This is a genomic window from Aeromonas australiensis, from assembly GCF_000819725.1.
GTDB lineage: Bacteria > Pseudomonadota > Gammaproteobacteria > Enterobacterales > Aeromonadaceae > Aeromonas > Aeromonas australiensis.
The window spans coordinates 74,465-98,392 of sequence record NZ_CDDH01000051.1 but is presented as its reverse complement, the minus strand read 5'-3'; the positions used below and the strand labels follow the sequence as shown (position 1 = coordinate 98,392).

Here is a 23,928-nt window from a genome sequence, read left to right as displayed (position 1 = left end):
TAATGACTGACGGTTGGTTATGACACTTCTTCTCGAGCTGGCTCACAGCTTGCCCTGGCTCTATTTCTCGCTGGTTTTTCTCTTCTCCCTGATGATCGGCAGCTTCCTTAACGTGGTCATCCACCGCTTGCCCATCATGCTGGAGCGGGAGTGGCAGGCCGAGTATCGCAGCTACTTTTCACCCGATGAGACGGCCTCTACGACCGAACGCTACAACCTGATGGTGCCGCGCTCTGCCTGCCCTCACTGTGGCCACGCCATCACTGCGCTGGAGAACATCCCGCTGTTGAGCTGGCTCTGGCTCAAAGGGCGTTGCCGCGACTGTCAGGCCCCCATCTCGGCCCGTTATCCGCTGGTGGAGCTGCTGACCGCCCTGCTCTCGGTGGCCGTAGCCATGGTCATAACGCCGGGCTGGGGCACCCTGGCCGCCCTGCTGCTCACCTGGGTGCTGGTGGCCCTCACCTTTATCGATCTCGACAAGATGTTGCTGCCCGACCAGCTCACCCTGCCCCTGCTGTGGGGCGGGCTGTTGTTCAATCTGGCAGGTGGCTTGGTGCCGCTGGCGGATGCGGTGATCGGCGCCATGGCCGGCTATCTGGTGCTCTGGAGCCTCTACTGGGCCTTCAAGCTGCTCACCGGCAAGGAGGGGATGGGCTATGGCGACTTCAAGCTGCTGGCGGCGCTGGGTGCCTGGCTCGGCTGGCAGGCGCTGCCCATTATTCTGCTGCTCTCCTCCCTGGTCGGCGCCGTGATCGGCATCAGCCTGATCGCCTTGCACAAACACCATCAGGGCAAGCCTATCCCCTTCGGCCCCTACCTCGCTATCGCGGGCTGGATTGCCCTGCTGTGGGGCGATACCATCACCCGCTGGTATCTCTCTACCCTGCTTTGAGCAAGAGGCCCCCATGTATGTAGTTGCTATTACCGGTGGTATCGGCAGCGGCAAGACCACTATCGCCAATCAGTTCGCCGCGCTGGGTATCGAGGTGGTGGATGCCGATGTGATCGCCCGCGAGGTGGTTGCGCCGGGCACCCCGGCCCTTGCCGCCATCGCCGACCATTTTGGCACCGATGTGATCGATCAGAGTGGCCAACTCGACCGTCGTGCCCTGCGCGAGCGGGTCTTCAGCGACCCGCAAGCCAAGGGGTGGCTCAATGCCCTGCTCCATCCGCTTATTCGTAGCGAAATGCAGCGCCAGTGTGCCGCCGCCAGTTCACCTTATTGCCTGCTGGTGGTGCCACTGCTGGTGGAGAACAAGCTGACCGGCCTGGCCAACCGGGTGCTGGTGATCGATGTGGATGAAGCGACCCAGATTGAGCGCACTTGCCGCCGGGATGGGGTATCGGCCGAGCAGGCCCGGGCCATCATCGCCGCCCAGGCGAGCAGATCGGAGCGGCTCGCCGCGGCGGATGATCTCATCGAAAACCACAATGGCGGCGAAATGGCGATAAAAGCGCGGATTTTGGCACTGCACGAGACATATCTGGCATTTGCCTCTCAACAAGGCCGCCAAGTGTGAGTACACTAGAGCTGTTTATGGCTGGCCAGGATTAGGCATGATTTACGATTTCCCCCTCAATGAAAAAAGCCGGACCTACCTGCGTCTGGAGTCTCTGTTTTCCCAAATTCGCGACAATCTTGAAAGCGACCAGCCCTGGGCCCATATCGCCTTCTTCAAGGGACTGTTCGATCTGCAGGAGTTGCTGGAGCGTGGTGACCTGCGCGCCGACCTCATCAAGGATCTGGAGCGTCTCGGCCAGCGTCTGAACCACTGGGCCAGCCTGCCGGATGTCGATCTGGAGCAGATCAAGCAGATGCAGCAAGAGAGCAGCCAGCTTTCGCGCAACCTGCTCAACTCGCCACGCCCGGGCGCCCGCCTGAAAGAGGATCGTCTGCTCGGCTCCATCCGCCAGCGCTTCTCCATCCCCGGTGGCCTGTGTGGCTTCGATGTACCGCAACTGCACCACTGGCTCGGGACCCCGGCCATCACCCGTCACCAGCAGATGCAAGGCTGGCTGAACGACATCAACCTGCTGATGAATGCCATCACCCTGCTGCTGCGGCTGTGGCGCGAATCAGGCAGCTTCAGTGAACAGGTTGCCTGCAACGGTTTCTTCCAGGACACCGCCGAGAGTGCCGAGCTTATCCGCATCAAGCTGCCGGGTAATCTGTTCTGCTACCCGACCCTGAGCGGCCACAAGAACCGCTTCGCCCTGCGCTTTCTGCCCAGCACAGAGCAACCGATTGGCGATGTGCCATTCCAGCTCGCCTGCTGCTAAGGAGTCGCCATGGTCACCAAGGTCAAGTGCCCTACTTGCCAAACCGAGCTGGAGTGGGGCCCGCAAAGCCCGTTCCGCCCCTTCTGCAGCAAGCGCTGCCAGCTGATCGATCTCGGCGAATGGGCCGATGAAGAGAAGCGGATCCCCGGGGAGATCAACCCGGATCTGCTGCCAGAGCCGGAAGAGGGCGATCAGTGGCTATAAGCCTCCGGTCACTCACCTCTGCAATATGAAAAAGGGCCGATTGGCCCTTTTTTGATGCTTGTTGATTGCTGCCGGCTCACGCTAGCAGACCCTGTAGCCGCGCTACAATCGGGCCATTGGCATCGGGGAAGTGGTAGTTGTGCAGCTCGTCCACCGGCACCCACAGGCACTCCTGCCCCTCCTTGCCGAACGGCTCGCCGCTGAAACGGGTCACCTTCCAGATATCCAGCAATACCTGCTTCTCGGGGTAGTCGTGCTGCAGTTCCATGAAGGGGGCACAATCCAATACCCGGATGCCGATCTCTTCCCACAGCTCCCGATCCAGTGCGGTGAGCAGATCCTCGCCCGACTCCACCTTGCCACCGGGAAACTCCCAGCGATCCCCCTGATGACGATCGGAGGAGCGTCTGGCGATAAAGATATCGCCCCGTTCATTCTCGATGACGCCAACCGCCACCCAGATCCGTTTCTTCTGTTCCATCTTGTTACCCTTGCACGCTATGCATGACCGGACCGCTAGATGAACCCAACCTCCGGCTGGGTGAGCGGCCGATGATACCTGATATCCGATAACCCTTCGCCAAGTGACGCCACTACCGTGACTTCGCCACCTTCTGACAAAAACAAGGCGGGCACCGGGCCCGCCTTGTTATGGCACTGCGTCGATCAGGTCAACTGACCGTGGCAATGTTTGTACTTCTTGCCGGAGCCACACGGGCAGGGATCATTGCGGCCAACCTTCTGTTCGTCGCGCACAAAGGTGGTGTGACCCTCTTCGCCTGCGGCCTCTTCATCGGCCAGCTGGTTCTCGGCAGCGGCATGGGTGTAGGTACGGGGAGCCGCGGCCGCCTGCTGGCGTTGCTGCTGCTCCATCGCTTCCACATCACGCTCCTGCACCTGAACACGGCTCAGGATGCTGACCACGTCGCGCTTGAGGGTTTCCAGCATCTGGGTGAACAGATCGAAGGATTCGCGCTTGTACTCCTGCTTGGGGTTCTTCTGGGCGTAGCCGCGCAGATGAATGCCCTGACGCAGGTGATCCATGGCCGCCAGATGCTCTTTCCAGAGGCCATCCAGGGTTTGCAGCATCACCGCTTTCTCAAAGTTGCGCAGCACCTCTTTGCCGACCAGCTCTTCCTTGTGGCCATAGAGTTTGGTGGCTTCATCGAGAATGCGCTCGCGCAGCTTCTCTTCATACAGCTTGTCATCTTCCGCCAGCCACTGTTGCAGCGGCAGATCCAGCGCGAAGTCCGCCTTCAGGCGTGCTTCCAGACCCGGTACGTCCCACATCTCTTCCAGCGACTGGGGCGGGATGTACTCGTCGATCACCGCGCCGTACACATCGTCACGGATCACGTGGATGGTCTCGGAGATGTCGTTGGTATCCAGCAATTCATTGCGCTGCTCGTACACCACTTTGCGCTGGTCGTTGGCAACGTCATCAAACTCCAGCAAGCTCTTGCGGATGTCGAAGTTGCGACCTTCCACCTTGCGCTGGGCGTTTTCGATCGCCTTGGTCACCCAGGGGTGCTCGATGGCTTCGCCCTCTTCCATGCCCAGCTTCTTCATCATGCCGGTCACGCGGTCGGAGGCGAAGATCCGCATCAGGGTATCTTCCATGGAGAGGTAGAAACGGGAGGAACCCGGGTCACCCTGACGACCGGAACGGCCGCGCAGCTGGTTGTCGATACGACGGGATTCGTGACGCTCGGTACCGATAATGTGCAGGCCGCCGGCGGCCAGCACTTCATCGTGACGCACCTGCCAGGCCGCTTTCAGCTCGGCAATCTGTGCCTCGGTCGGGTTCTCCAGCTTGGCAATCTCGGCCTGCCAGTTGCCCCCGAGCACGATGTCAGTACCACGACCGGCCATGTTGGTGGCGATGGTGACCGCACCACGCTGACCAGCCTGGGCGACGATCTCCGCTTCCATGGCGTGGAACTTGGCGTTCAGCACCTTGTGCGGGATCTTCTCCTTGGTCAGGATGCCGGAGAGCAGCTCGGAGTTCTCGATGGATACGGTACCCACCAGCACCGGCTGACCGCGTTCGACACAGCCACGGATATCTTCGATGATGGCGGCATACTTCTCATTGGCGGTCAGGTAGACCAGATCGCCCATGTCCTTGCGCACCATCGGCTTGTTGGTCGGGATAACCACGGTATCCAGGCCATAAATCTGCTGGAATTCAAAGGCTTCGGTATCTGCAGTCCCTGTCATCCCCGCCAGCTTGTTGTAGAGACGGAAGTAGTTCTGGAAGGTGATGGATGCCAGCGTCTGGTTCTCGTTCTGGATCTTGACCCCTTCCTTCGCTTCCACGGCCTGATGCAGACCATCGGACCAGCGACGACCCGGCATGGTACGGCCAGTATGTTCGTCAACGATGACGATCTCGTCTTTCTGGACGATATAGTCCACGTTGCGCTCGAACAGGGTGTGCGCACGCAAACCCGCGTTGACGTGGTGCAGCAGGCTGATGTTGGAGGCGGAGAACAGGGAGTCGTTCTCGTCCAGCAGCCCCTCTTTCTTGAGCAGCTCTTCCACGAAGATCTGACCGTTTTCGGTCAGCAGGGCCTGACGGTTCTTCTCGTCCACCGTGTAATGACCGTCACCGGTGTACTCTTCGGTGTCTTCTTTGTCCTGCTTGACCAGCAGCGGGATCAGCTTGTTGACGCGGATATAGAGCTCTGAGCTGTCTTCAGCTGGGCCGGAGATGATGAGCGGAGTACGGGCTTCATCGATAAGCACCGAGTCGACTTCGTCCACCAGCGCGTAGTTGAGCGGACGCTGGACACGCTGCTCCGGCGAAAACGCCATGTTGTCGCGCAGGTAGTCAAAACCGAATTCGTTGTTGGTACCGTAGGTGATGTCGGCTGCGTAGGCGTCACGCTTCTGGGATGCATCCATGCCGGGCACGTTGCAATCGACGGTCATGCCGAGGAAGGCGAACAGCGGACGGTTCGCTTCCGCATCACGCTTGGCCAGGTAGTCGTTCACCGTTACCACGTGCACACCACGACCGCTCAGGGCGTTCAGGTAGGCCGGCAGAGTCGCCGTAAGAGTCTTACCTTCACCGGTTTTCATTTCCGCGATGCGGTTGGAGTTCAGCACCATGCCGCCGATCAACTGGACGTCGAAGTGACGCATGCCGAACACCCGCTTGGAGGCTTCACGCACGGTGGCGAATGCTTCCGGCAGCAACTGCTCCAGGGTCTCGCCCTGCTCGATACGCTGACGATATTCAGCCGTCTTGGCCTGCAGCTCGGCATCGGACAGAGCCTCGAACTGCGGCTCCATGGCATTGATCTGTTTTACAATTTTGCGCAAAGCCTTGAGCGTTCTGTCGTTCCGGCTGCCGATAATCTTGGTAAGCAGTGTGCTAATCATGGGTACCAACTATTTCTGGTTATAAAAGCGTTCCGTCACTGGAACCTGAAGAAAAAAACTAACCCCGGCTGGCACTGAGAAAGCGTGCGGGGTTGACCTGACGACCATCTTTTAACACTTCGTAATGCAAATGGACCCCGGTCGCCCGACCGGTACGTCCCATCAAGGCAATCTTTTGACCCTGCCCCACCAGAGTGCCCACCTCGACCAGCAACTTGGAGTTGTGGGCATAGCGGGTGACCAGGCCATTGCCGTGATTAATCTCCACCATATTGCCAAATTCCGGATGGCGGCCCGCCCAGCTGACAACGCCGGGCCCGGTGGCCAGAATCGGGGTGCCGGGTTTGCCACGGAAATCGACCCCTTTGTGCATCTTGGCGCGCCCGTTGAACGGATCGACCCGGCCGCCAAAACCGGAGGAGATCCAGACCCGCTCCTGCTTGACCGGCGAGCCGGAAATAAAACCGGCATCAGTGATATGGTGATTCATGATGAAAGATTCAAGTACCGACAGCTGCTCTTCCCGGCTACCAAGCTGCTGGCTGAGGTGTTTCATCGAGGCTTGCAGCTCGTTGAGGCTCACCTCCAGATCTGCATCATAAGAGGGGCCGCCCATCGGGGGCAGCTCTTTGAAATTGAACTCGTCGGGATCGAGATCGGCCTGCTCGGTCAAGCGTTCGCCGAGGGCATTGAGACGGCCAAGCTGTCCCTGCATGGTGCCCACCTGAGCCGCCAGCATCGCCAACTGTTCACGGGCTTCATCGCCACTCTGGTCGACGGACTGTTGCTCGGCAACGGCAAGCGCGGCTTCCAGCGCCTCCATTTTCTGGTGCCAGCTCTGCCAGAGCCAACCACCACCAAGGGCCAACAGGGAGAAGAGAATACCGCCGACCCAGGCCAGACGTTGTTTGGGCAGGTGCAACTTGCGTCGCTGCTTGCCGTGGAGGATCAGGGTAATGCTCATAGAAATCAGTCTGCTCGGTCAGGTGCGGCCAGGAGCCTGCACGGGAAATAAAACCGGGAGATAATCGGTATTAAAGGATGGAGTAAACAAATGACGGAACGTCGGTGCGGAGAGAGGACCGACGTTCCGTTGCACAGCTATCAGGCCAGAACCAGACCGTTATCGTAGTAAGCGATAGGCGCTTTGTCGCCCTCACCCTCGAAGGTCACCAGTTCCCAGGCCTCCTGCTCGGCCAGCAAGGCACGCAGCAGCTTGTTGTTCAGGGCATGTCCGGTCTTGTAGGCACGGAACTCACCGATGATGCTGCGGTTACACATATAGAGGTCACCGATCGCGTCCAGCATCTTGTGCTTGACGAACTCGTCCTCATAACGCAAACCGTCTTCGTTCAGCACCCGATAGTCGTCCAGTACCACGGCGTTTTCCAGGCTTCCGCCCAGCGCCAGGTTCTGGGAACGCAGGTACTCGATATCACGCATGAACCCGAAGGTACGGGCACGGCTGATCTCTTTCACGAAGGAGGCACCGGAGAAATCCAGTACGCAACGCTGATTGCGCCCTGCAAAGACCGGATGCTGGAAATCGATCTCGAGATCCATCTTGAAGCCGTTGCGATAAGGGTGGAATTCCGCCCACTTGTCGCCGTCTTCAACCCGGATGCTCTTCTTGATCCGCACAAACTGCTTGGCAGCATTCTGCTCACGGATCCCGACTTCCTGCAGCAGGTAGATAAAGGGATGCGCACTGCCGTCCATCACCGGGATCTCGGGCGCGTCAACCTCAACGTAGAGGTTGTCGATCCCCATCCCGGCCAGCGCGGCAGAGAGGTGCTCAATGGTAGAGACCCGAACACCGGCTTCGTTGACCAGCGCGGTACAGAGCACGGTATCGCGCACCTGATCGGCATTGGCTGGCAGCTCCACCACAGGATTCAGGTCGGTACGCAAGTAAACGATCCCTGTGTTCACAGGTGCCGGACGGAACGTCATAGTGACTTTCCGACCCGAATGCAGGCCGACACCAGTCGCCTGTACACTCGTTTTCAAGGTTCTTTGTCTAATCATGGGTGTACCCTAAACAGCTTAAAATCCGGACCAGATGGTCGTTGACGGGCCATCTTAGCATATTCCTTGAACAACAGACAAACGAGCTCCATAGGGAGCTTAGTCAGCTTGCTTGCGCAGGAATGCCGGAATATCCAGGTAATCCGGTTCGCGACGAGCTTGCGGCTCGGCGTTAACCACCTTGGCCGGCGCTTCGTCCATCACGCGGCCCTGCATCATGTCGCTGACCAGCGGTTGACGTACCGGGCGCTCTTGCACCTGGCTGCTCTTGACCAGGGTGATGTCCGGCTTGCGCTCGGCACCGATACCGGTGGCCACCACAGTCACACGCAGTTCGTCGTGCATTTCCGGATCGATTACGGTACCCACAACAACGGTAGCGTTCTCGGAAGCGAAGGCCTTGACCGCGTTACCCACGGTTTCGAACTCTTCGATGGTCATGTCCATACCGGCGGTGATGTTGACCAGGATGCCACGGGCACCGGCCAGATCCACGTCTTCCAGCAGCGGGCTGGAGATGGCTTTCTCGGCCGCTTCTTCGGCACGGTCATCACCGGAGGCGGAACCGGTACCCATCATGGCGGTACCCATTTCGCGCATTACGGTACGCACGTCCGCGAAGTCGACGTTGATCAAGCCCGGACGGGTGATCAGCTCGGCAATGCCCTGTACCGCACCAAGCAGTACATCGTTGGCCGCCTTGAAGGCGTCCAGCAGGGAGATACCGCGACCCAGCACCTTCAGCAACTTGTCGTTGGGGATGGTGATCAGGGAGTCCACGTTCTTGGAGAGCTCTTCGATACCGTGTGCGGCGAAGCCCATCCGCTTCTTCCCTTCAAAGGAGAACGGCTTGGTGACCACGGCAACGGTCAGGATACCCATCTCGCGGGCTACTTCGGCCACGATCGGCGCAGCACCAGTACCGGTACCGCCACCCATACCGGCGGCGATGAACACCATGTCGGAACCGGTCAGCAGCTCACGCAACGCTTCGCGATCTTCCATGGCCGCATCACGACCCACTTCCGGATTGGCGCCGGCTCCCAGACCCTTGGTGATGCCACCACCGATCTGCAGGGTTGTGTTGGCACTGGAGTTACGCAGTGCCTGGGCGTCGGTGTTGACGGTGATAAACTCAACACCCTCAATATTTTGACGAACCATGTGCTCGACAGCGTTACCGCCGCCGCCACCTACACCGATCACTTTAATGACGGCTTCGTCAGTGTGGCTATCCATAAATTCAAACATATTGTCTCTCCGCTTTATTTGCCTGACTCAGCAAAATTCTTAGAACTCGCCACGCAGCCAGTTGCTAACCCGTTTGACCAGGCCACCGACGCTTGCCTTGGCGGCATATTCTTTGTTGCTACCTGTGGCTTGATGGGTGCGGCCATATTGCAGCAACCCGACCGCAGTCGAGTAGACAGGTGCCTGCACGTAATCACTCAAACCACGTATGTTCATGGGCTCTCCCACCCGGACCTGGCTCTGGAAGATCTGCTCTGCACACTCCACAATGCCTTCGATCTGGGCAGCGCCGCCGGTCAAGACCACACCTGCTGCCAGCTGATGCTTGACCCCCTGCGCTTTCAACTCGCTCTGTACCCGCACCAGCTCATCATTCACCATGTAGAGCAACTCGGTGTAACGGGGCTCAATCACTTCAGCCAGTGTCTGCCGTTGCAGGCTGCGCGCCGGGCGACCGCCGACACTGGGTACTTCAATGTTGTCTTCCTTGCTGACCAGACGGCCGAGGGCACAGCCGTAGCGTACCTTGATCGCTTCTGCGTCGAGCGGCGGGGTGCCGAAGGCGTAGGCGATATCGCTGGTCACCGTGCTGCCGGCGTAGGGGATCACCTTGGTGTGGCGCAGGGCACCGCCGGTAAACAGCGACATATCCATGGTACCGCCACCTATATCCACCACGCAGACACCCAGCTCTTTCTCGTCTTCGGTCAACACCGCATAGCTGGAGGCCAGCGCGGAGAAGATCAGTTGATCCACCCGCAAGCCGACCTTCTCCACACACTTCTCAATGTTGCGGGCCATGTCGTTGTGGCAGGTGATCAGGTGAACCTTGGCCGCCATACGCACCCCGGAGAGGCCAACCGGATTCTTGATCCCTTCCTGATAATCAATGGCAAACTCCTGAGGCAGCACATGCAGCACTCGCAGTTCGTCCGACAATCGCACTGACTTGGCGGTGTGGATCACGTTGTCCACATCCTCCTGAGTCACCTCCTCATCGGAGATGGGCACCATTCCGGTCTCATTACGGCAGTCGATATGCTTGCCGGACAATCCCAGATAAACCGAGCTGATCTGGCAATCAGCCATCATTTCGGCCTCTTCTACCGCACGACGCAGTGACTTGACCACGGAGTCGAGGTCATTGACCCCGCCCTTCTCCATTCCGCGAGAAGCGTGACTGCCCATACCGATGACGTTCAGTTCACCGTCCGGCAATACTTCTCCGACCAGAACCGCCACCTTGGTTGTGCCGATATCCAGTCCGACAATCAAATTCCTATCTGCGGTGTTGGTCATGCCCTTTCTCTTCGCTCTTCTTCCAGCCAACCGCCATTCCGGTATCGTATCGAAGGTCCACGTAGGCAACTTGCGCACGGGGTTCGATAACCGGGAAGGCATCGATAAACCGCTGTAACCGGAGCGCTACATCATTGCGCCCCAGAAACAACTTGATATTGCCATCCAGGGTCAGCTCCCAGGCATGGCGTGGGGTCAGATTAACCCCCAGCAACGTGTATCCCTTGGCAGCCAGTTGCGACTCGTACTGCCGACTCTCTTGCAACACCCGGAGGGCCTGATCATCCGGCCCTGACAGCTGCATCAGCGGTGCCTTGACCCGATCCGGGGCACTGAATACCTTGCCCTTGGTGTTGACGAAGCGGTTGCCATTCCAGCGCGCCGCTACATCTTGTTCTGTGAGATAGATCTTGATCTTGTTCGGCCACTTCTTTCGTACCGAGACCTGAGCTACCCATGGCAGGGCATTGAGCCGTGCCTGCAATTCGTTGACGTCCAACTCGAAGAAGTTGCGCAGCTCGGCGCCATCCAGCACGGCCATCCGCAGCTCTTCGGTTTGCAAATACTGCTGTTGCCCCTGCAGCAACAACTCGCTCATGGGCAACCGGTTGGCATCTGTCAGCCAACCTTTAACATCCAGCGCCGTCCGGTAGCAGCCCCATATCACCAGCAGGAAAAACGCTACCCCTGCGATGAAGCCCCCCTTGGTGCGCCCCTCTGCCCTTGCCTCCACCCGATCAATCCCCGTGTAACGCGCTAAACCGGCCTTTTGACAGACCGGTTCGCCATTATATAGGCCCCGGCTTGGCGGTCAAAATACTCATTGGGCCCTCAGGCGCCAGATTTCATGCTATCTATGCTCAATTTCATCTCTCCGAGACGACGGGCCAGCGCTCCGACGTTGCCGGCACCCTGAGTCAGCACCAAATCCCCCTCGCCGATCAGGTCGGCCAGCACGGTTGGCACGTCATCTGGCGTAGCGACAAAGATGGGTTCCAGGTTGCCGCGCGAGCGAATGGAGCGGCACAGGGCACGGCCATCGGCGCCCGGGATCGGCTCCTCGCCGGCAGCATAAACCTCCAGCATCACCAGCACATCTACCTTGGAGAGCACATCGGCGAAGTCCTCGTAGAGGTCGCGGGTGCGGGTATAACGGTGCGGCTGGAACACCATCACCAGACGCTTCTCGGGCCAACCGGCACGAGCGGCATTGATGGTGACCTTCACTTCACTCGGGTGGTGACCGTAATCGTCCACCAGCATCGCCTTGCCGCGACCGGTTTCAAACTCGCCATACTGCTGGAAGCGGCGACCAACCCCTTCAAACTTGGCCAGTGCACGGATGATGGCCTCATCGCTGACCCCGTCCTCTGTCGCGACAGCTATCGCCGCTGCGGCGTTCAATGCGTTGTGAATACCCGGCAAATTGAGGGTGACCTGCAGTTCCCCACCCTCTTTGCGGCGTACCCGGAAGCAGCTGTGGTTGGTGGTCTGCACGAAGTCCAGCACCTGTACGTCGGCATCGTCAGAGAGACCGTATGTCAGGGTCGGGCGGGCAATCTCCGGCAACATGCCACGGATCACCGGATCATCGATGCAGACCACCGCCAGTCCGTAGAAAGGCAGGTTGTGCAGAAACTCGATGAAGGTAGCCTTCAGCTTGGAGAAGTCACCGCCGTAGGTATCCATGTGATCCGCTTCGATGTTGGTCACGATAGAGACCATCGGCTGCAGATGCAGGAAAGAGGCGTCGCTCTCGTCTGCCTCGGCAATCAGGTAACGGCTGCTGCCCAGACGGGCATTGGTGCCGGCACTGTTGAGCAGGCCGCCGATGACGAAGGTCGGATCGCGGTCGGCTTCGGCATAGATGCTCGCCACCAGACTGGTGGTGGTGGTCTTGCCGTGGGTACCGGCAATGGCGATACCGTGACGGAAACGCATCAGCTCGGCCAGCATCTCGGCGCGGCGCACCACGGGAATGCGCAATTCGCGGGCAGCCAGCAGCTCCGGATTGTCCTGCTTGATGGCGGTAGAGACCACCACCACGCTGGCTCCCTCAACGTGTTCGGCACTGTGACCGATGAAGGTATGCGCACCCAGTCCAGCCAACCGCTCGGTCACGGCGTTGCGAGCCAGATCAGAGCCCGTTACCTGATACCCTTCGTTGGCAAGCACTTCGGCGATCCCGCCCATACCGGCACCACCGATGCCAATAAAGTGGATGCGACGCACGCGGCGCATTTCGGGGATCACAGTACGCAGTTTTGCCAGTTCAACCTTGGTCATAATCGTCTCTTTAGTCTGCCGCAGGCCATGTGCTGTCAAAACGCAGCTGCACGGCGGCATCAATACATACAGGTACAAGGCGGCACGGTGTTACCGCGGCAACCTTGCTCATCAATCTTTACCACGCTGCCCGGTTGCGAGCTGCTTGCACTCATCCGCAACCCGCTCGGCCGCATCGGTGATGGCAACGCGACGGGCGGCCTGAGCCATGTTGAACAGGGTTTCCCTGCGACCAGCGAGCCAGGTCAAGCGCGCCGCCAGTGAGGCGGTATTCAGCTCGGACTGGGGCAGAAACTCGGCGGCACCGCCATCGACCAGGGTCAGGGCATTACGGGTCTGGTGATCATCCACCGCATGGGGCAGCGGCACAAAAATGGCAGCCACACCGGCGGCAGCCACTTCGGAAACAGTCAGCGCCCCGGCGCGGCATACCACCAGGTCGGCCCAGGCGTAGGCATCTGCCATATCCTTGATAAACTCACTCACCTCGGCATGGATGCCGTGCTGGGCATAGGCAGCAGAAACTGACTCGGCATTGCCCTTGCCACACTGGTGACGCACCTCAATGGGCACACCGGACGCCGCCACCGCAGCAGGTACCTGCTCGTTGAGCACCCGAGCGCCCAGACTGCCGCCGACGATCAGCAGATGGAGCGGCTCGGCTCCACTGCGCAGTTGTGGATCCGGCAGGGCGACCACTTCGGGACGCACCGGATTGCCCACCACGGCGGTACGACGGCTCGGCGCGAAGGCGCCCGGAAAAGCCATCAAGACCCGCCTGGCGATACGGGCCAGCAGCTTGTTGGTCATGCCGGCAGCGGCATTCTGCTCATGAAGCAGCAAGGGGATGCCGGAGAACCAGGCCGCCACGCCACCCGGGCCGGAAGCAAAACCACCCATGCCGAGCACCACATCAGGGCGAACGGTCTTGAGCACCTGACGCGCCTGCAGGATCGATTTGACGATGCGATAGGGGGCCACCAGCAGTCGTTTGATGCCGTTGCCACGCACCCCCTGAATATCGATGAAGGAGATGGGATAACCGTGGGCGGGCACCAGCTCCGCCTCCATCCGGTCGGCAGTGCCGAGCCAGTGGACAGTCCAGCCCTGGGCCTTCAGGCGATCGGCCACGGCCAGACCGGGGAACACATGCCCACCGGTACCACCTGCCATCACCAACAGAGTCTTGCTCACTAAACCTCCCGCACGCGCGCCTGGGCTGTCGCCTGACGCAACTCAAAATCGATTCGAATCAACATGCTCACCGCCACCGACATGATGATGAGACTGGAACCACCGTAACTCACCAGCGGCAGGGTCAAGCCCTTGGTCGGCATCATGCCGCTGGCCGCGCCGACGTTGACGAAGGTCTGGAAGCTGAACCAGATGCCGATGCCGATCGCCAGATAACCGTCATAGAGCCGCTCTGCCTCCAGCGCGCGATGCCCCAGCTTGAGCGCCTTGACCGCCAGCGCAAAAATCAGGAACAGGGCGCCCAGCACCCCGACGTAACCCAGCTCTTCACCGAGGATCGCAAACACGAAGTCGGTGTGCGCTTCCGGCAGGTACTCCATCTTCTGGATAGAGTTGCCAAGCCCTTCGCCAAACCAGCTGCCACGACCAAATGCCATCAGCGACTGGGTCAACTGGTAGCCGCTGCCGAACGGATCGGCCCAGGGATCCATAAAGGAGGTCACCCGTCGCATTCGGTAAGGTGCCGCGATGACCAGCATGATGACAGCACCAAGGCCGGCCCCAATGAGAGTAAGGAACTGCCCCAGCCGAGCTCCAGCCAGAAACAGCATGCCGAATGAGGTGACGAACATCACCACGGTAGAGCCCAGATCTGGCTGCAGCAGCAACAAGACTGCCAGCACAGCGAATACAGCCAACGGCTTGAGGAAGCCGATCCAGGCTTCACGGACCTCATTCTGCCGCCGCACCAGATAACCGGCCAGATAGACAAACAATGCCAGCTTGCCAAACTCTGCTGGTTGCAGGTTGAAAGGGCCAAGCGGCAACCAGCGCACTGCACCGTTAACGTTGCGTCCCACCAGCAGCACCAATACCAGCAGCAAGATAGCCAGCAACAACATGGGGCCATTGTGCTGTTGCCAGCGAGCCATCGGCACCTGCAACACAAACCAGGAGATACCGAGCGCCATCACCAGAAACAGGGCGTGACGCTTCACAAACATGAAGGGGTCATCCCCCAGCGCAATCCCCTCGGGGATCGACGCCGAGGCCACGATCACCACCCCGACCGCCATCAGGGAGAGCGCCAGCAGTACCAGCTGCCGATCGTAGAGACCGGCAGGACGCGCCGGTAACAACCAGCGCTGGAACAGACCTGCTGCTGCGCGAAGGGCGTTCATAGTGCCAGCACCATTTCGGTGAAGCGATCGCCGCGCACCTCGAACGACTTGAACTGATCTAGGCTGGCACAGGCTGGCGCCAGCAGCACCCAGTCACCGGGCCTGGCATCGGCAGCCGCCTTGGCGACCGCGGCGGCCAGATCGGCCACCCGTTCGGTCTGCTCGCCCAGTGCCAGCAGCACCTCGGCATCCTGACCGAAGCAGTACATGTGATCGATCTGGTTGCCGAGCAGCGCCTGGATCGGACCAAAATCCTGCCCCTTGCCCTGACCACCGGCCAGCAGCAGCAGGCGCCCCTTTACCGACTCGCGCACACCGGCCACGGCAGCCAGCGTGGCTCCCACGTTGGTTGCCTTGGAGTCGTTGATCCAGCGCACTCCGTTCACCTCGCGCACAAAGCGGGCACGGTGCGGCAAGCCTTCAAAGCGGCGCAGCACGGTAAGCTGAGCCGGACGAGGAATGCCGACCGCATCGCACAGGGCCATGGCGGCAAGGGCGTTGGCCTGATTGTGGGCGCCGACGATCTTCATCTCGTCCACTGCCAACAGCGGTTCGCCGTGCAGGGTCAACCAGTAGTGGCCATCCAGCAGGCAACGGCCATAGCCATTGCAGTCGAGACCAAAGCTCTGCCACACCTGACCCACATCAGGCAGGGTCTGGGCATCGTCACGATTGACCAGAATGTGTTTGGAGTACTGATGGATCTCCATCTTGGCTGCGCGATAGTCGGCCATGCCTTGATAGCGATCCATGTGATCTTCGGAGAGGTTCAGCACCACGGAGGCGGCAGCACGCAAACTGTGAGTAGTTTCCAGTTGGAAGCTGGAGAGCTCCAGCACGCAGAGATCCATCGGCTGCTTGAGCAGCTCCAGCGCAGGCGTGCCGATATTGCCACCCACGCCGACCTTGAGGCCGGCTTCGGCAATCATTTCGCCCACCAGGGTAGTGACCGTGCTCTTGCCGTTGGAGCCGGTGATGGCAATCACGGGGGTCTCGGTCTCACGCACAAACAGCTCGATGTCACCGACGATCTGCACGCCGCACTCAGCGGCCGCTTTCAGCTCGGGGGTAGCCAGGGCGATACCCGGGCTAGCCACTATCATGTGCGCCTGCTTGAGCAGTGCCTCGTCAAGCCCATGGATCAGCTCAACCTCCGGCGGCAATTGATCCTTGCCGGGCGGGTTGATACGGGTATCCATCACCAGTGGCGTCACGCCACGGCCGAGGAAGTAATCGACACAGGAGAGTCCGGTTTTGCCGAGGCCGATGATGATAACCATGGCTTACCTCACCTTCAGGGTGGCAAGACCCAGCAACACCAGCACAAGGGTGATGATCCAGAAACGCACGATAACGCGCGGCTCCGGCCAGCCCTTCTTCTCGTAGTGGTGATGGATCGGCGCCATGCGGAAGATCCGCACGCCGCGAAGCTTGTATGAACCCACCTGCAGGATCACCGAGACAGTCTCCATCACGAAGACGCCACCCATGATCACCAGCAGGAACTCCTGTCGCACCAATACGGCAATGGTGCCGAGCGCCCCGCCCAGTGCCAGGGAACCGACATCCCCCATGAATACTTGCGCCGGATAGGTGTTGAACCAGAGGAAACCCAGACCGGCCCCGACGATGGCGGTACAGACGATCACCAGTTCGGAGGTATAGGGCACATAGGGAATATGCAGATAATTGGCAAAGTTGACGTTGCCGGTAGCCCAGGCGATGAAGGCAAAACCGCCCGCCACCATCACAGTCGGCATGATGGCCAGCCCGTCAAGACCATCGGTCAGGTTGACCGCGTTGGAGGTGCCAACGATGACAAAGTAGGCCAGCACGATAAACATCAGGCCAAGCTGCGGCATCACATCCTTGAGGAAGGGCACCACCAGCTGGGTCTGACCCTCATGGGTGGTGGTCGCATAGAGGAACACCGCGACCCCCAGCGCCACCGCGGATTGCCAGAAGTACTTCCAGCGCGCGATCAGGCCGTCGGTGTTCTTGCGCACCACCTTGAGGTAGTCGTCGGCAAAGCCGATGGCACCGTAAGCGCCAAGGACAAACAGCACCAGCCAGACATAGGGATTGTCGAGACGACACCAGAGCAATACCGAGGTAAAAATGGCCGCAATGATCATCAGGCCACCCATGGTCGGGGTGCCCCGCTTGCTGAGGTGGGACTCGGGACCGTCGTTGCGGATCACCTGGCCGAATTTCAGGATCTGCAGGCGGCGAATGAGATGCGGCCCCATCCAGAGCGCCACCCCCAGTCCGGTGATGATCGACAGGATGGCGCGAAACGTCAGGTAGGAGAAGACGTTGAAGAAGGTGAAGTGCGGGGTGAGCAGTTCCGCCAGCCAGACTAGCATGGTGCGGACTCCTGATGGTGCTTGACCATCTCGACGATATCTTCCATGCGGGAGCCACGGGCCCCCTTGACCAGAATCGAAATTTCCTGATGTGTATTTATCATTTGCGCAAGCACTTCAAACAACGACGCCTTGTTATCGAAATGTCGGCCCGCCGCGGCATCTGCGGTATGGCGACTATCTTCTCCCACTGTCAGCACGGCATCCAGACCGCGCTCGCGGGCATGATGGCCCACCCGGGCATGTTGCTCGGCAGACTCCTCACCCAGTTCCCGCATATCACCGAACACCAGCACCTTGAAGCCACTCATGGCAGTCAGGGCATCGATGCCCGCCAGCACGGACTCCACGCTGGCATTGTAGGTATCATCCACCAGGGTCAGCCCGCCCCAGCGCTGGACGCAGAAGCGCCCCTTGACCGGTGCCATCTGCTCCAGCCCCGCCTTGACGGAATCGAGGGATGCGCCGAGGGCCAGACAGCCTGCAGTGGCAGCCAGCGCGTTGGCCACGTTGTGGCGACCCGGGATCGCCAGAGTCAGGCTCAGCTCACCCTGCGGGGTCACCATCACGAACTCGGCGCAACCTTGCTCGTTGAGCACCATGTCGCGGGCGTGGAACGGCTGGCTCTGATCCTCAATGGAGAAGGCGCAACGAATGCCGCTTTCGCGCCACTTCGGCCAGAATTCGTTGTCGGCGTTGACGATGGCGGTGCCACCCTCGCTCAAGCCCTCAAAGATTTCGCTCTTGGCGTGGTAGATCCCCTCAAGCGAACCAAATCCCTCCAGATGAGCCGCTGCCACGTTGTTGATGATGGCGGCATCGGGTTTGGCCAGCGAGGTGGTCCAGGCGATCTCGCCCTTGTGGTTGGCCCCCAACTCCATCACCGCGAACTGGTGCTGTGGTTCGAGACGCAGCAGAGTGAGTGGTACGCCTACCTCGTTATTGAAGTTGCCGGCAGTAGCCAGCACCTCCCCTTCGTGGCGCAGGATAGCGGTGGCCATCTCCTTCACCGTGGTCTTGCCGCAGCTGCCGGTAATGGCCAGCACTTTCGGGTTGATCCGTTCGCGCACCAGTTTGCCGAGACGGCCCAGCCCCTTCAGGCTGTCGGTCACCACCAGTTGGGGGATGGCCAGCGGCAGTTCACGCTCCACCAGCAGGGCAGAGGCCCCGGCCTGAACGGCCTGCTCGCAAAAATCGTGGGCATCGAAGCGCTCGCCGCGCAGGGCAACGAACAGGGCACCCGCACCAAGGGTGCGAGTGTCGGTACTGACGACGGTGATCTCGCCATCGTCACCAATCAGACGGGCATCGAGTACCTGTGCCAGCTCGGCAAGCCTGAGGGTCATCATGTGAATGACTCCGATAATGTGTGCAAGGCGGCTGCAACGGTTTCCCGGTCGCTGTAGTGCCGCTTGTCGGTTCCTATGATTTGATAATCCTCGTGGCCTTTACCGGCCACCAGGATGATGTCCTGTTTGTTCGCCTGACCGATGGCCAGCGCGATCGCCTTGACCCGGTCGTGCTCCACTTGCACCGCAGCAGGATCGCGAAGACCCGCCACCATGTCGGCCATGATCCGGGCCGGCTCCTCGGTACGGGGATTGTCATCGGTCAGGATCACGCGATCCGCATACTGCTCGGCCATGGCGGCCATCATGGGGCGTTTGCCGCGATCTCGGTCGCCACCACAACCAACCAGACACCAGAGCTGGCCGGTGCAGTGCACTCGCAGGGCCTGCAATGCCTTCTCCAGCGCATCGGGGGTGTGGGCGTAATCGACCACCGCCAGCGGCGTATCGCCACCGCCAAAACACTCCATGCGACCGGTCACCGGCTGCAATTGGGGCGCGGTTGCCAGCAGTTCGTTGAAGTCGTAACCGAGCACCAGCATCACACCCATCGCCGCCAGCACATTGCTGACGTTGAAGCGCCCGAGCAAGGGGGCGGATAATACACCATTCCCCCAGCTGGAGTTAATCAGCGCACGAAAACCTTGCTGGTGAAAATCGAGCTGCTGCGCCGTTATCTGACGGCCAGGATGGTTTTCAATCGGGCCGGCCACACTGAAGGCCACCGCAGCCGGGTATCTATCGAGCCACTTGACACCCAATTCATCATCCCGATTGATCACCGCATGAGACTCATCGACCAACTGCAGTAGTTGCTCCTTGGCGGCGCCATAGGCTTCCATGGTGCCGTGATAATCGAGGTGATCCCGGCTCAGGTTGGTGAAAACCGCCGCGGCAAATGGCAGGGCTGCGACGCGGTGCTGTACCAGACCGTGGCTGGAGACCTCCATCGCCACCAGGTCCGCCCCCTGCTCTTGCAGCGCGGCCAGATTGGCCTGCACCTGAACGGCGCTGCCGGTGGTATTTTCCGCTTCGATCAGATTGCCAAACAAGCCGTTACCGATGGTGCCCATCACGCCAGCCTTGCCACCCAGCAGGGTGCGCCAGTTAGCGACCAGCAGTGCCGTGGTGCTCTTGCCGTTGGTCCCGGTGATCCCCACCAGCGCCAGTTTTTTGGCTGGCTGGTCGTAGAAATATCCGGAAAGTGCAGAGAGGTGAGCGGGCAGATCCCGCATCCCGATACAGGGAACCGGCGTCGCCGGCGCAATAAATTCACCATCCTCTTCAAACACAACAGCGGCAGCTCCCTGAGCCACCGCCTGTTCGATAAACCGTCTGCCATCCATCTGATGACCGCGAATGGCTACGAAAAGAGAGCCGGGGCCAACCCGCCGACTATCCAGCTGGATATCGGTCAGGGCGAGTGCCGGCGCCTGGATACCAAAGGGGCGCAGTAATGCATCAAGTGCGCGGGACAAGGTGTGCCTCCGTACGGGCAAGTTTGGGGGGAACCGAAAGCGGTAACGCATCGGGCCGAATATTGAAGAGTTGCAGTACCCCACCCATGGCCTCTGCAAAAGGTGGCGTTGCCACGGCGCCACCATAATAGGCGCTGCCTTTTGGCTCATTGATCACCACCACCATGACGAAACGAGGGTCGCTAGCGGGCGCAAAACCGGCAAACCAGGCCATGTAATCCTTGCCATAGCCACCGGCGACGGCGACCTTGGCAGTACCACTCTTACCCCCCACTCGATAGCCAGGAATTTTGGCTTTGGGTATGCCGTTGTCGACCACATACTCCAGTGCCTGCAACATGGCGGCAGCATTGTTGTGGTCGATAACCTGTTCACCCTTGGGCGGCTCTGTCACCTTGACGATGGAGAGTGGCACCCGCTTGCCCTTGTTGGCCAACGTGGCATAGGCAGAAGCCAGCTGCAGCGGCGTCACCCGCAGGCCATAGCCGAACGAGAGTGTGGCCCGCTCAATATCCGACCAACGACGGCGCTGGGGCAACATGCCGCTGCTCTCGCCCATCAGTCCGCTGCCGGTATCCATGCCAAAACCGAACATGCTGAGGGTATTGATCATCTCCTGCGCCGGCATCCGCAAGGCGATGCGCGACATACCGATGTTGGAGGAGTAGCGCAGGATATCGTAGAGGTTGGTCGCCTTGTGGATACTGACGTCCTTGATTTGCTTGGCCCCGATAAAGAGCGGACCGCCGGGAATGAAATCCTTCCAGCTGGTGACTCCCGCCTGAAGGGCACTGAGCAAAATCAATGGCTTTAGCGTTGAGCCAGGTTCATAGGTATCGGTTACCACCCGGTTGCGCACCCGAAAACTCTGGTATTGCCCCCGGTTGTTGGGGTTGTAAGAGGGGGTGTTGACCATGGCGAGCACTTCCCCGCTCTTGATATCCAGCATCACCATGGAGCCGGAGGTCGCCTTGTTCTCGTCGGTTGCCCGCTTCAGAGCGCGATAGGCCAGCGCCTGCACCCGCTGATCGATGCTGAGCTGCAGATCGTTGGCATTCTTGCCCTCTTTCACTATCCCCAGCCGCTCGATGACCCGCCCCTGTCGATCCTTGCGCACCCGCATTTCGCCGGGTGTCGCGGTCAGCCACTCGTTATAGCTACGCTCAATCCCTTCAATACCGCTACCATCGATATTGGTTACCCCCACCAGATGGGCGCTGATCTCCCCGGTTGGATAAAAGCGGCGAGATTCGGGACGCAGGTAAACGCCGCCCAGATTGAGCCCCTTGATATACTCGGACACAGCGGGAGTCACCTGGCGCTGAAGATAGACGAAGCGCTTGTTGGGATTAGAGATGCGATGTTTCAGGGTGTTGATGTCAATCTTGAGAACAGCCGACAGCGCCAGCCAGGCACGTTCGTTGTGAATGGCACCGGACTCGTGCACTGTCTTGGGATCGGCCCAGACCGCCTCGACCGGTACCGAGACTGCCAGCTGCTCACCGTTGCGATCGGTGATCATACCGCGCACCGCCTGGGTGGAGGTGGTACGCAGGGAGCGCATGTCCCCCTCCTGACGCAACCTATCCGGATTGATCACCTGGATCCAGGCCAGACGCAAGATCAGACCCACAAACGCGATGCCGATAAACACCGCAAGCGTGCGAAAGCGCCACGGATAGATCGATGGCGCTTTGACATTCGCTTTGGCAGCTTTGGCTGTAGCCTTGCGTTTCATGGTTGGGTAATTACCTTCTCGGTGGTCACCAACGAACGCCCCATCTGCAGCTTGTCCATCGCCAGACTCGCCACCCGGGAGTGCTCGGCCAGGGTGCCCTGCTCCAGCAACAGATGGCGCCACTCGATATTGAGACGATCCTCTTCTGCCATCAGGTCATTCTGCTTGGCAGTCAAGCCACGGGTCATGTTGGTCACCAGGATCACCGCAAACGCGGTCACCAGCACGGCAACCGACAACAGGATCTGCAGCTTGTGCCGCCAAAGATCGGCAACGATCTCCTTGGCCAGATGAACACGCACCTCGCTCATGACTTACTCCATCAACCGCTGCGCTACGCGTAGCACCGAGCTGCGCGAGCGGCTGTTTTCAGATACCTCATGTTCAGAAGGCTTGAGCGCCTTGCCGACCGACTTCAATTTGCGACCGCCTGCCAATTGGGCTTCGGTCAGCGGTATGCCATGTGGTACCTCAGGTCCCTTCTCGTGCTTGCGGATAAAGTGTTTAACCAGCCGATCTTCCAGTGAGTGGAAGCTGATCACTGACAGGCGGCCATGCGGTGCCAGCACCTGCAGCGCACCATTGAGCGCGGTTTCAATCTCGTCCAGCTCGCTGTTGATATAGATGCGGATGGCCTGGAAGCTGCGGGTTGCCGCATGTTTGCCCTTCTCCTTGCTCGGATTGACCCGGGCAATCATCTCCGCCAGTTGACGGGTACGCACGTAAGGCTCGGTCACACGGTCGTGCACGATGGCACGGGCGATTTTTTTGGCGAAACGCTCCTCGCCGAAGGTCTTCAGCACCCAGGCGATATCATCCACATCGGCCTTGGCCAACCACTCGGCAGCGCTCTGACCGGAGGTGGGGTCCATCCGCATATCGAGCGGACCATCTTTCATAAAACTGAATCCGCGCTCGGCATCATCCAGCTGGGGTGAAGAGACCCCCAGATCCAGCAGGAAGCCATCCACCTTGCCTAGCAAACCGCGCTCATCCAGATAAGAAGTGATGCCGGAGAAGGGACCATGGACGATTTCGAAACGGGGATCCTGGATCTTGGCCGCTTCGGCGATCGCCTGGGGATCGCGGTCGATGGCGATCAGACGGCCATTGGGACCAAGGTGCTGCAGGATCAGGCGAGAATGACCACCCCGGCCAAAAGTACCGTCGACGTAGACACCGTCCGGCTTGATGGCCAGACCTTCAACGGCTTCGTGCAGCAGCACTGTGATGTGTTCAGCGGCTTGGGTCATTTATAAAGAGAAATCCTGTAGTCGTGGTGAGCTTGCCCATTCATCCCCGGGCAGACCCAAGATGTCGTCATTGACCTGTTGTTGCCAGCGGGCTTCATCCCACAGCTCAAACTTGTTGAGCTGGCCCACCAGCATGATTTTCTTGTCCAGCCCCGCATGGTTGCGCAGTGGCTGACTGAGCAGCAGACGGCCATTGCCATCCAGCTCGCATTCGGTTGCATGTCCCAGCAGCAGTCGCTGCAAACGGCGTTCAGCGGGATTCATGCTGGAAAGGGTCTTGAGCTTGCGCTCGACCTCTTCCCACTCATTCAGGGGATAAAGCAGCAGACAGGGATGGGCTATGTCGATGGTGCAAACCAGCTGGCCGTCGCTTTCATCGCGCAGCCAATCACGGAATTTGGTCGGAATTGCCAGCCGCCCTTTACTGTCCAGGCTGATGGCATGAGCGCCACGCAACAAATTGCAGTCCCTGAAGGTGAGTGAGCAGGCAGATTGCCCCTCTAAAAACCACTTTTATCCACTTTTCCCCACGCTGAAGTTTAAGGACGAGTAGAGGGCTTTTCAAGCAAGGAGATGGGACAGAGGGAACATATTGACGCAGCGATTGCATACCGCAGATTGAGTGGGTTGATTT

At 59.8% G+C, this 23,928-nt stretch carries 22 protein-coding genes; 4 read left to right on the top strand and 18 right to left on the bottom strand.

Features of this window, described 5'->3' with window-relative positions; genetic code table 11:
- Positions 1–19 precede the first annotated feature (19 nt).
- From BN1117_RS08045 to yacG, 4 genes are read left to right on the top strand one after another with little or no spacing between them, the layout of a single operon-like run.
- The gene (locus BN1117_RS08045; RefSeq protein WP_040096357.1) at positions 20–892 is read left to right on the top strand and encodes a prepilin peptidase; all 873 of its coding nucleotides are present in this window, start codon (positions 20–22) and stop codon (positions 890–892) included.
- Positions 893–905: 13 nt separating this feature from the next.
- Positions 906–1,520, top strand: a complete 615-nt coding sequence (coaE, locus tag BN1117_RS08040) for a dephospho-CoA kinase (protein WP_040096355.1) — start codon at positions 906–908, stop codon at positions 1,518–1,520.
- A gap of 37 nt (positions 1,521–1,557) precedes the next feature.
- Positions 1,558–2,280 carry a cell division protein ZapD gene (zapD, locus tag BN1117_RS08035; protein WP_040096354.1) on the top strand — a complete coding sequence of 241 codons (723 nt, stop codon included), beginning with the start codon at positions 1,558–1,560 and terminating at the stop codon, positions 2,278–2,280.
- Between the two features lie 9 nt (positions 2,281–2,289).
- On the top strand, positions 2,290–2,484 hold the full coding sequence (gene yacG, locus BN1117_RS08030) for a DNA gyrase inhibitor YacG (protein ID WP_033138127.1): 195 nt from the start codon (positions 2,290–2,292) through the stop codon (positions 2,482–2,484).
- 76 nt (positions 2,485–2,560) lie between these two features.
- Here yacG and mutT read toward each other — a convergent pair whose 3' ends face one another.
- The 18 genes from mutT to mraZ all read right to left on the bottom strand — a co-directional run bounded on the left by mutT (position 2,561) and on the right by mraZ (position 23,753).
- On the bottom strand, positions 2,561–2,965 hold the full coding sequence (gene mutT / locus BN1117_RS08025; protein WP_040096352.1) for an 8-oxo-dGTP diphosphatase MutT: 405 nt from the start codon (positions 2,963–2,965) through the stop codon (positions 2,561–2,563).
- A 185-nt stretch (positions 2,966–3,150) separates the two neighbouring features.
- Positions 3,151–5,871: a preprotein translocase subunit SecA gene (secA, locus tag BN1117_RS08020; protein WP_040096350.1), complete on the bottom strand. Its 2,721-nt coding sequence runs from the start codon at positions 5,869–5,871 to the stop codon at positions 3,151–3,153.
- 58 nt (positions 5,872–5,929) lie between these two features.
- Positions 5,930–6,835, bottom strand: coding sequence for a M23 family metallopeptidase (locus BN1117_RS08015; RefSeq protein WP_040096348.1), 906 nt, complete (start codon positions 6,833–6,835; stop codon positions 5,930–5,932).
- Between the two features lie 140 nt (positions 6,836–6,975).
- On the bottom strand, positions 6,976–7,899 hold the full coding sequence (gene lpxC / locus BN1117_RS08010; RefSeq protein ID WP_040096346.1) for a UDP-3-O-acyl-N-acetylglucosamine deacetylase: 924 nt from the start codon (positions 7,897–7,899) through the stop codon (positions 6,976–6,978).
- A gap of 99 nt (positions 7,900–7,998) precedes the next feature.
- On the bottom strand, positions 7,999–9,150 hold the full coding sequence (gene ftsZ, locus BN1117_RS08005) for a cell division protein FtsZ (protein WP_005336147.1): 1,152 nt from the start codon (positions 9,148–9,150) through the stop codon (positions 7,999–8,001).
- 39 nt (positions 9,151–9,189) lie between these two features.
- The gene (gene ftsA, locus BN1117_RS08000; protein ID WP_040096344.1) at positions 9,190–10,449 is read right to left on the bottom strand and encodes a cell division protein FtsA; all 1,260 of its coding nucleotides are present in this window, start codon (positions 10,447–10,449) and stop codon (positions 9,190–9,192) included.
- Positions 10,430–11,182 carry a cell division protein FtsQ/DivIB gene (locus BN1117_RS07995; RefSeq protein WP_040096342.1) on the bottom strand — a complete coding sequence of 251 codons (753 nt, stop codon included), beginning with the start codon at positions 11,180–11,182 and terminating at the stop codon, positions 10,430–10,432. Before BN1117_RS07995 ends, ftsA begins: the two co-directional genes overlap by 20 nt.
- A gap of 98 nt (positions 11,183–11,280) precedes the next feature.
- Complete coding sequence (murC, locus tag BN1117_RS07990; RefSeq protein ID WP_040096340.1) at positions 11,281–12,735, bottom strand: UDP-N-acetylmuramate--L-alanine ligase; 1,455 nt, start codon at positions 12,733–12,735, stop codon at positions 11,281–11,283.
- 111 nt (positions 12,736–12,846) lie between these two features.
- A complete protein-coding gene (murG, locus tag BN1117_RS07985; protein WP_040096339.1) occupies positions 12,847–13,929 on the bottom strand; it encodes an undecaprenyldiphospho-muramoylpentapeptide beta-N-acetylglucosaminyltransferase in 1,083 nt (360 codons plus the stop codon).
- On the bottom strand, positions 13,929–15,110 hold the full coding sequence (gene ftsW, locus BN1117_RS07980; RefSeq protein WP_040096337.1) for a cell division protein FtsW: 1,182 nt from the start codon (positions 15,108–15,110) through the stop codon (positions 13,929–13,931). The genes murG and ftsW overlap by 1 nt, the downstream gene beginning before the upstream one ends.
- Complete coding sequence (gene murD / locus BN1117_RS07975) at positions 15,107–16,390, bottom strand: UDP-N-acetylmuramoyl-L-alanine--D-glutamate ligase (protein ID WP_040096335.1); 1,284 nt, start codon at positions 16,388–16,390, stop codon at positions 15,107–15,109. The genes ftsW and murD overlap by 4 nt, the downstream gene beginning before the upstream one ends.
- Positions 16,391–16,393: 3 nt before the next feature.
- A complete protein-coding gene (gene mraY, locus BN1117_RS07970; RefSeq protein ID WP_040096333.1) occupies positions 16,394–17,476 on the bottom strand; it encodes a phospho-N-acetylmuramoyl-pentapeptide-transferase in 1,083 nt (360 codons plus the stop codon).
- Positions 17,470–18,825 (bottom strand): UDP-N-acetylmuramoyl-tripeptide--D-alanyl-D-alanine ligase, encoded by a 1,356-nt coding sequence (locus BN1117_RS07965; protein ID WP_040096332.1) that lies wholly within the window; start codon positions 18,823–18,825, stop codon positions 17,470–17,472. The genes mraY and BN1117_RS07965 overlap by 7 nt, the downstream gene beginning before the upstream one ends.
- Positions 18,822–20,354, bottom strand: a complete 1,533-nt coding sequence (murE, locus tag BN1117_RS07960) for a UDP-N-acetylmuramoyl-L-alanyl-D-glutamate--2,6-diaminopimelate ligase (protein ID WP_052441450.1) — start codon at positions 20,352–20,354, stop codon at positions 18,822–18,824. The genes BN1117_RS07965 and murE overlap by 4 nt, the downstream gene beginning before the upstream one ends.
- Positions 20,287–22,041, bottom strand: coding sequence for a penicillin-binding transpeptidase domain-containing protein (locus tag BN1117_RS07955; protein ID WP_040096328.1), 1,755 nt, complete (start codon positions 22,039–22,041; stop codon positions 20,287–20,289). The genes murE and BN1117_RS07955 overlap by 68 nt, the downstream gene beginning before the upstream one ends.
- Positions 22,038–22,352, bottom strand: coding sequence for a cell division protein FtsL (ftsL, locus tag BN1117_RS07950; protein WP_040096327.1), 315 nt, complete (start codon positions 22,350–22,352; stop codon positions 22,038–22,040). Before ftsL ends, BN1117_RS07955 begins: the two co-directional genes overlap by 4 nt.
- Positions 22,353–22,355: 3 nt before the next feature.
- The gene (gene rsmH, locus BN1117_RS07945) at positions 22,356–23,294 is read right to left on the bottom strand and encodes a 16S rRNA (cytosine(1402)-N(4))-methyltransferase RsmH (protein ID WP_040096324.1); all 939 of its coding nucleotides are present in this window, start codon (positions 23,292–23,294) and stop codon (positions 22,356–22,358) included.
- Positions 23,295–23,753, bottom strand: coding sequence for a division/cell wall cluster transcriptional repressor MraZ (mraZ, locus tag BN1117_RS07940; protein WP_040096322.1), 459 nt, complete (start codon positions 23,751–23,753; stop codon positions 23,295–23,297). It lies immediately after the preceding gene.
- Positions 23,754–23,928: the final 175 nt, after the last annotated feature.

Bases quoted from the DNA above. Each gene is read 5' to 3' on its own strand.
- murE (WP_052441450.1), bottom strand. From the start codon at position 20,354: ATGCGTTACCGCTTTCGGTTCCCCCCAAACTTGCCCGTACGGAGGCAC.
- ftsA (WP_040096344.1), bottom strand. From the start codon at position 10,449: ATGACCAACACCGCAGATAGGAATTTGATTGTCGGACTGGATATCGGC.
- rsmH (WP_040096324.1), bottom strand. From the start codon at position 23,294: ATGACCCAAGCCGCTGAACACATCACAGTGCTGCTGCACGAAGCCGTT.
- BN1117_RS07955 (WP_040096328.1), bottom strand. From the start codon at position 22,041: ATGAAACGCAAGGCTACAGCCAAAGCTGCCAAAGCGAATGTCAAAGCG.
- ftsZ (WP_005336147.1), bottom strand. From the start codon at position 9,150: ATGTTTGAATTTATGGATAGCCACACTGACGAAGCCGTCATTAAAGTG.
- murC (WP_040096340.1), bottom strand. From the start codon at position 12,735: ATGACCAAGGTTGAACTGGCAAAACTGCGTACTGTGATCCCCGAAATG.
- ftsL (WP_040096327.1), bottom strand. From the start codon at position 22,352: ATGAGCGAGGTGCGTGTTCATCTGGCCAAGGAGATCGTTGCCGATCTT.
- mutT (WP_040096352.1), bottom strand. From the start codon at position 2,965: ATGGAACAGAAGAAACGGATCTGGGTGGCGGTTGGCGTCATCGAGAAT.
- BN1117_RS08045 (WP_040096357.1), top strand. From the start codon at position 20: ATGACACTTCTTCTCGAGCTGGCTCACAGCTTGCCCTGGCTCTATTTC.
- mraY (WP_040096333.1), bottom strand. From the start codon at position 17,476: ATGCTAGTCTGGCTGGCGGAACTGCTCACCCCGCACTTCACCTTCTTC.
- zapD (WP_040096354.1), top strand. From the start codon at position 1,558: ATGATTTACGATTTCCCCCTCAATGAAAAAAGCCGGACCTACCTGCGT.
- BN1117_RS07965 (WP_040096332.1), bottom strand. From the start codon at position 18,825: ATGATGACCCTCAGGCTTGCCGAGCTGGCACAGGTACTCGATGCCCGT.
- murD (WP_040096335.1), bottom strand. From the start codon at position 16,390: ATGGTTATCATCATCGGCCTCGGCAAAACCGGACTCTCCTGTGTCGAT.
- secA (WP_040096350.1), bottom strand. From the start codon at position 5,871: ATGATTAGCACACTGCTTACCAAGATTATCGGCAGCCGGAACGACAGA.
- coaE (WP_040096355.1), top strand. From the start codon at position 906: ATGTATGTAGTTGCTATTACCGGTGGTATCGGCAGCGGCAAGACCACT.
- BN1117_RS08015 (WP_040096348.1), bottom strand. From the start codon at position 6,835: ATGAGCATTACCCTGATCCTCCACGGCAAGCAGCGACGCAAGTTGCAC.
- lpxC (WP_040096346.1), bottom strand. From the start codon at position 7,899: ATGATTAGACAAAGAACCTTGAAAACGAGTGTACAGGCGACTGGTGTC.
- yacG (WP_033138127.1), top strand. From the start codon at position 2,290: ATGGTCACCAAGGTCAAGTGCCCTACTTGCCAAACCGAGCTGGAGTGG.
- ftsW (WP_040096337.1), bottom strand. From the start codon at position 15,110: ATGAACGCCCTTCGCGCAGCAGCAGGTCTGTTCCAGCGCTGGTTGTTA.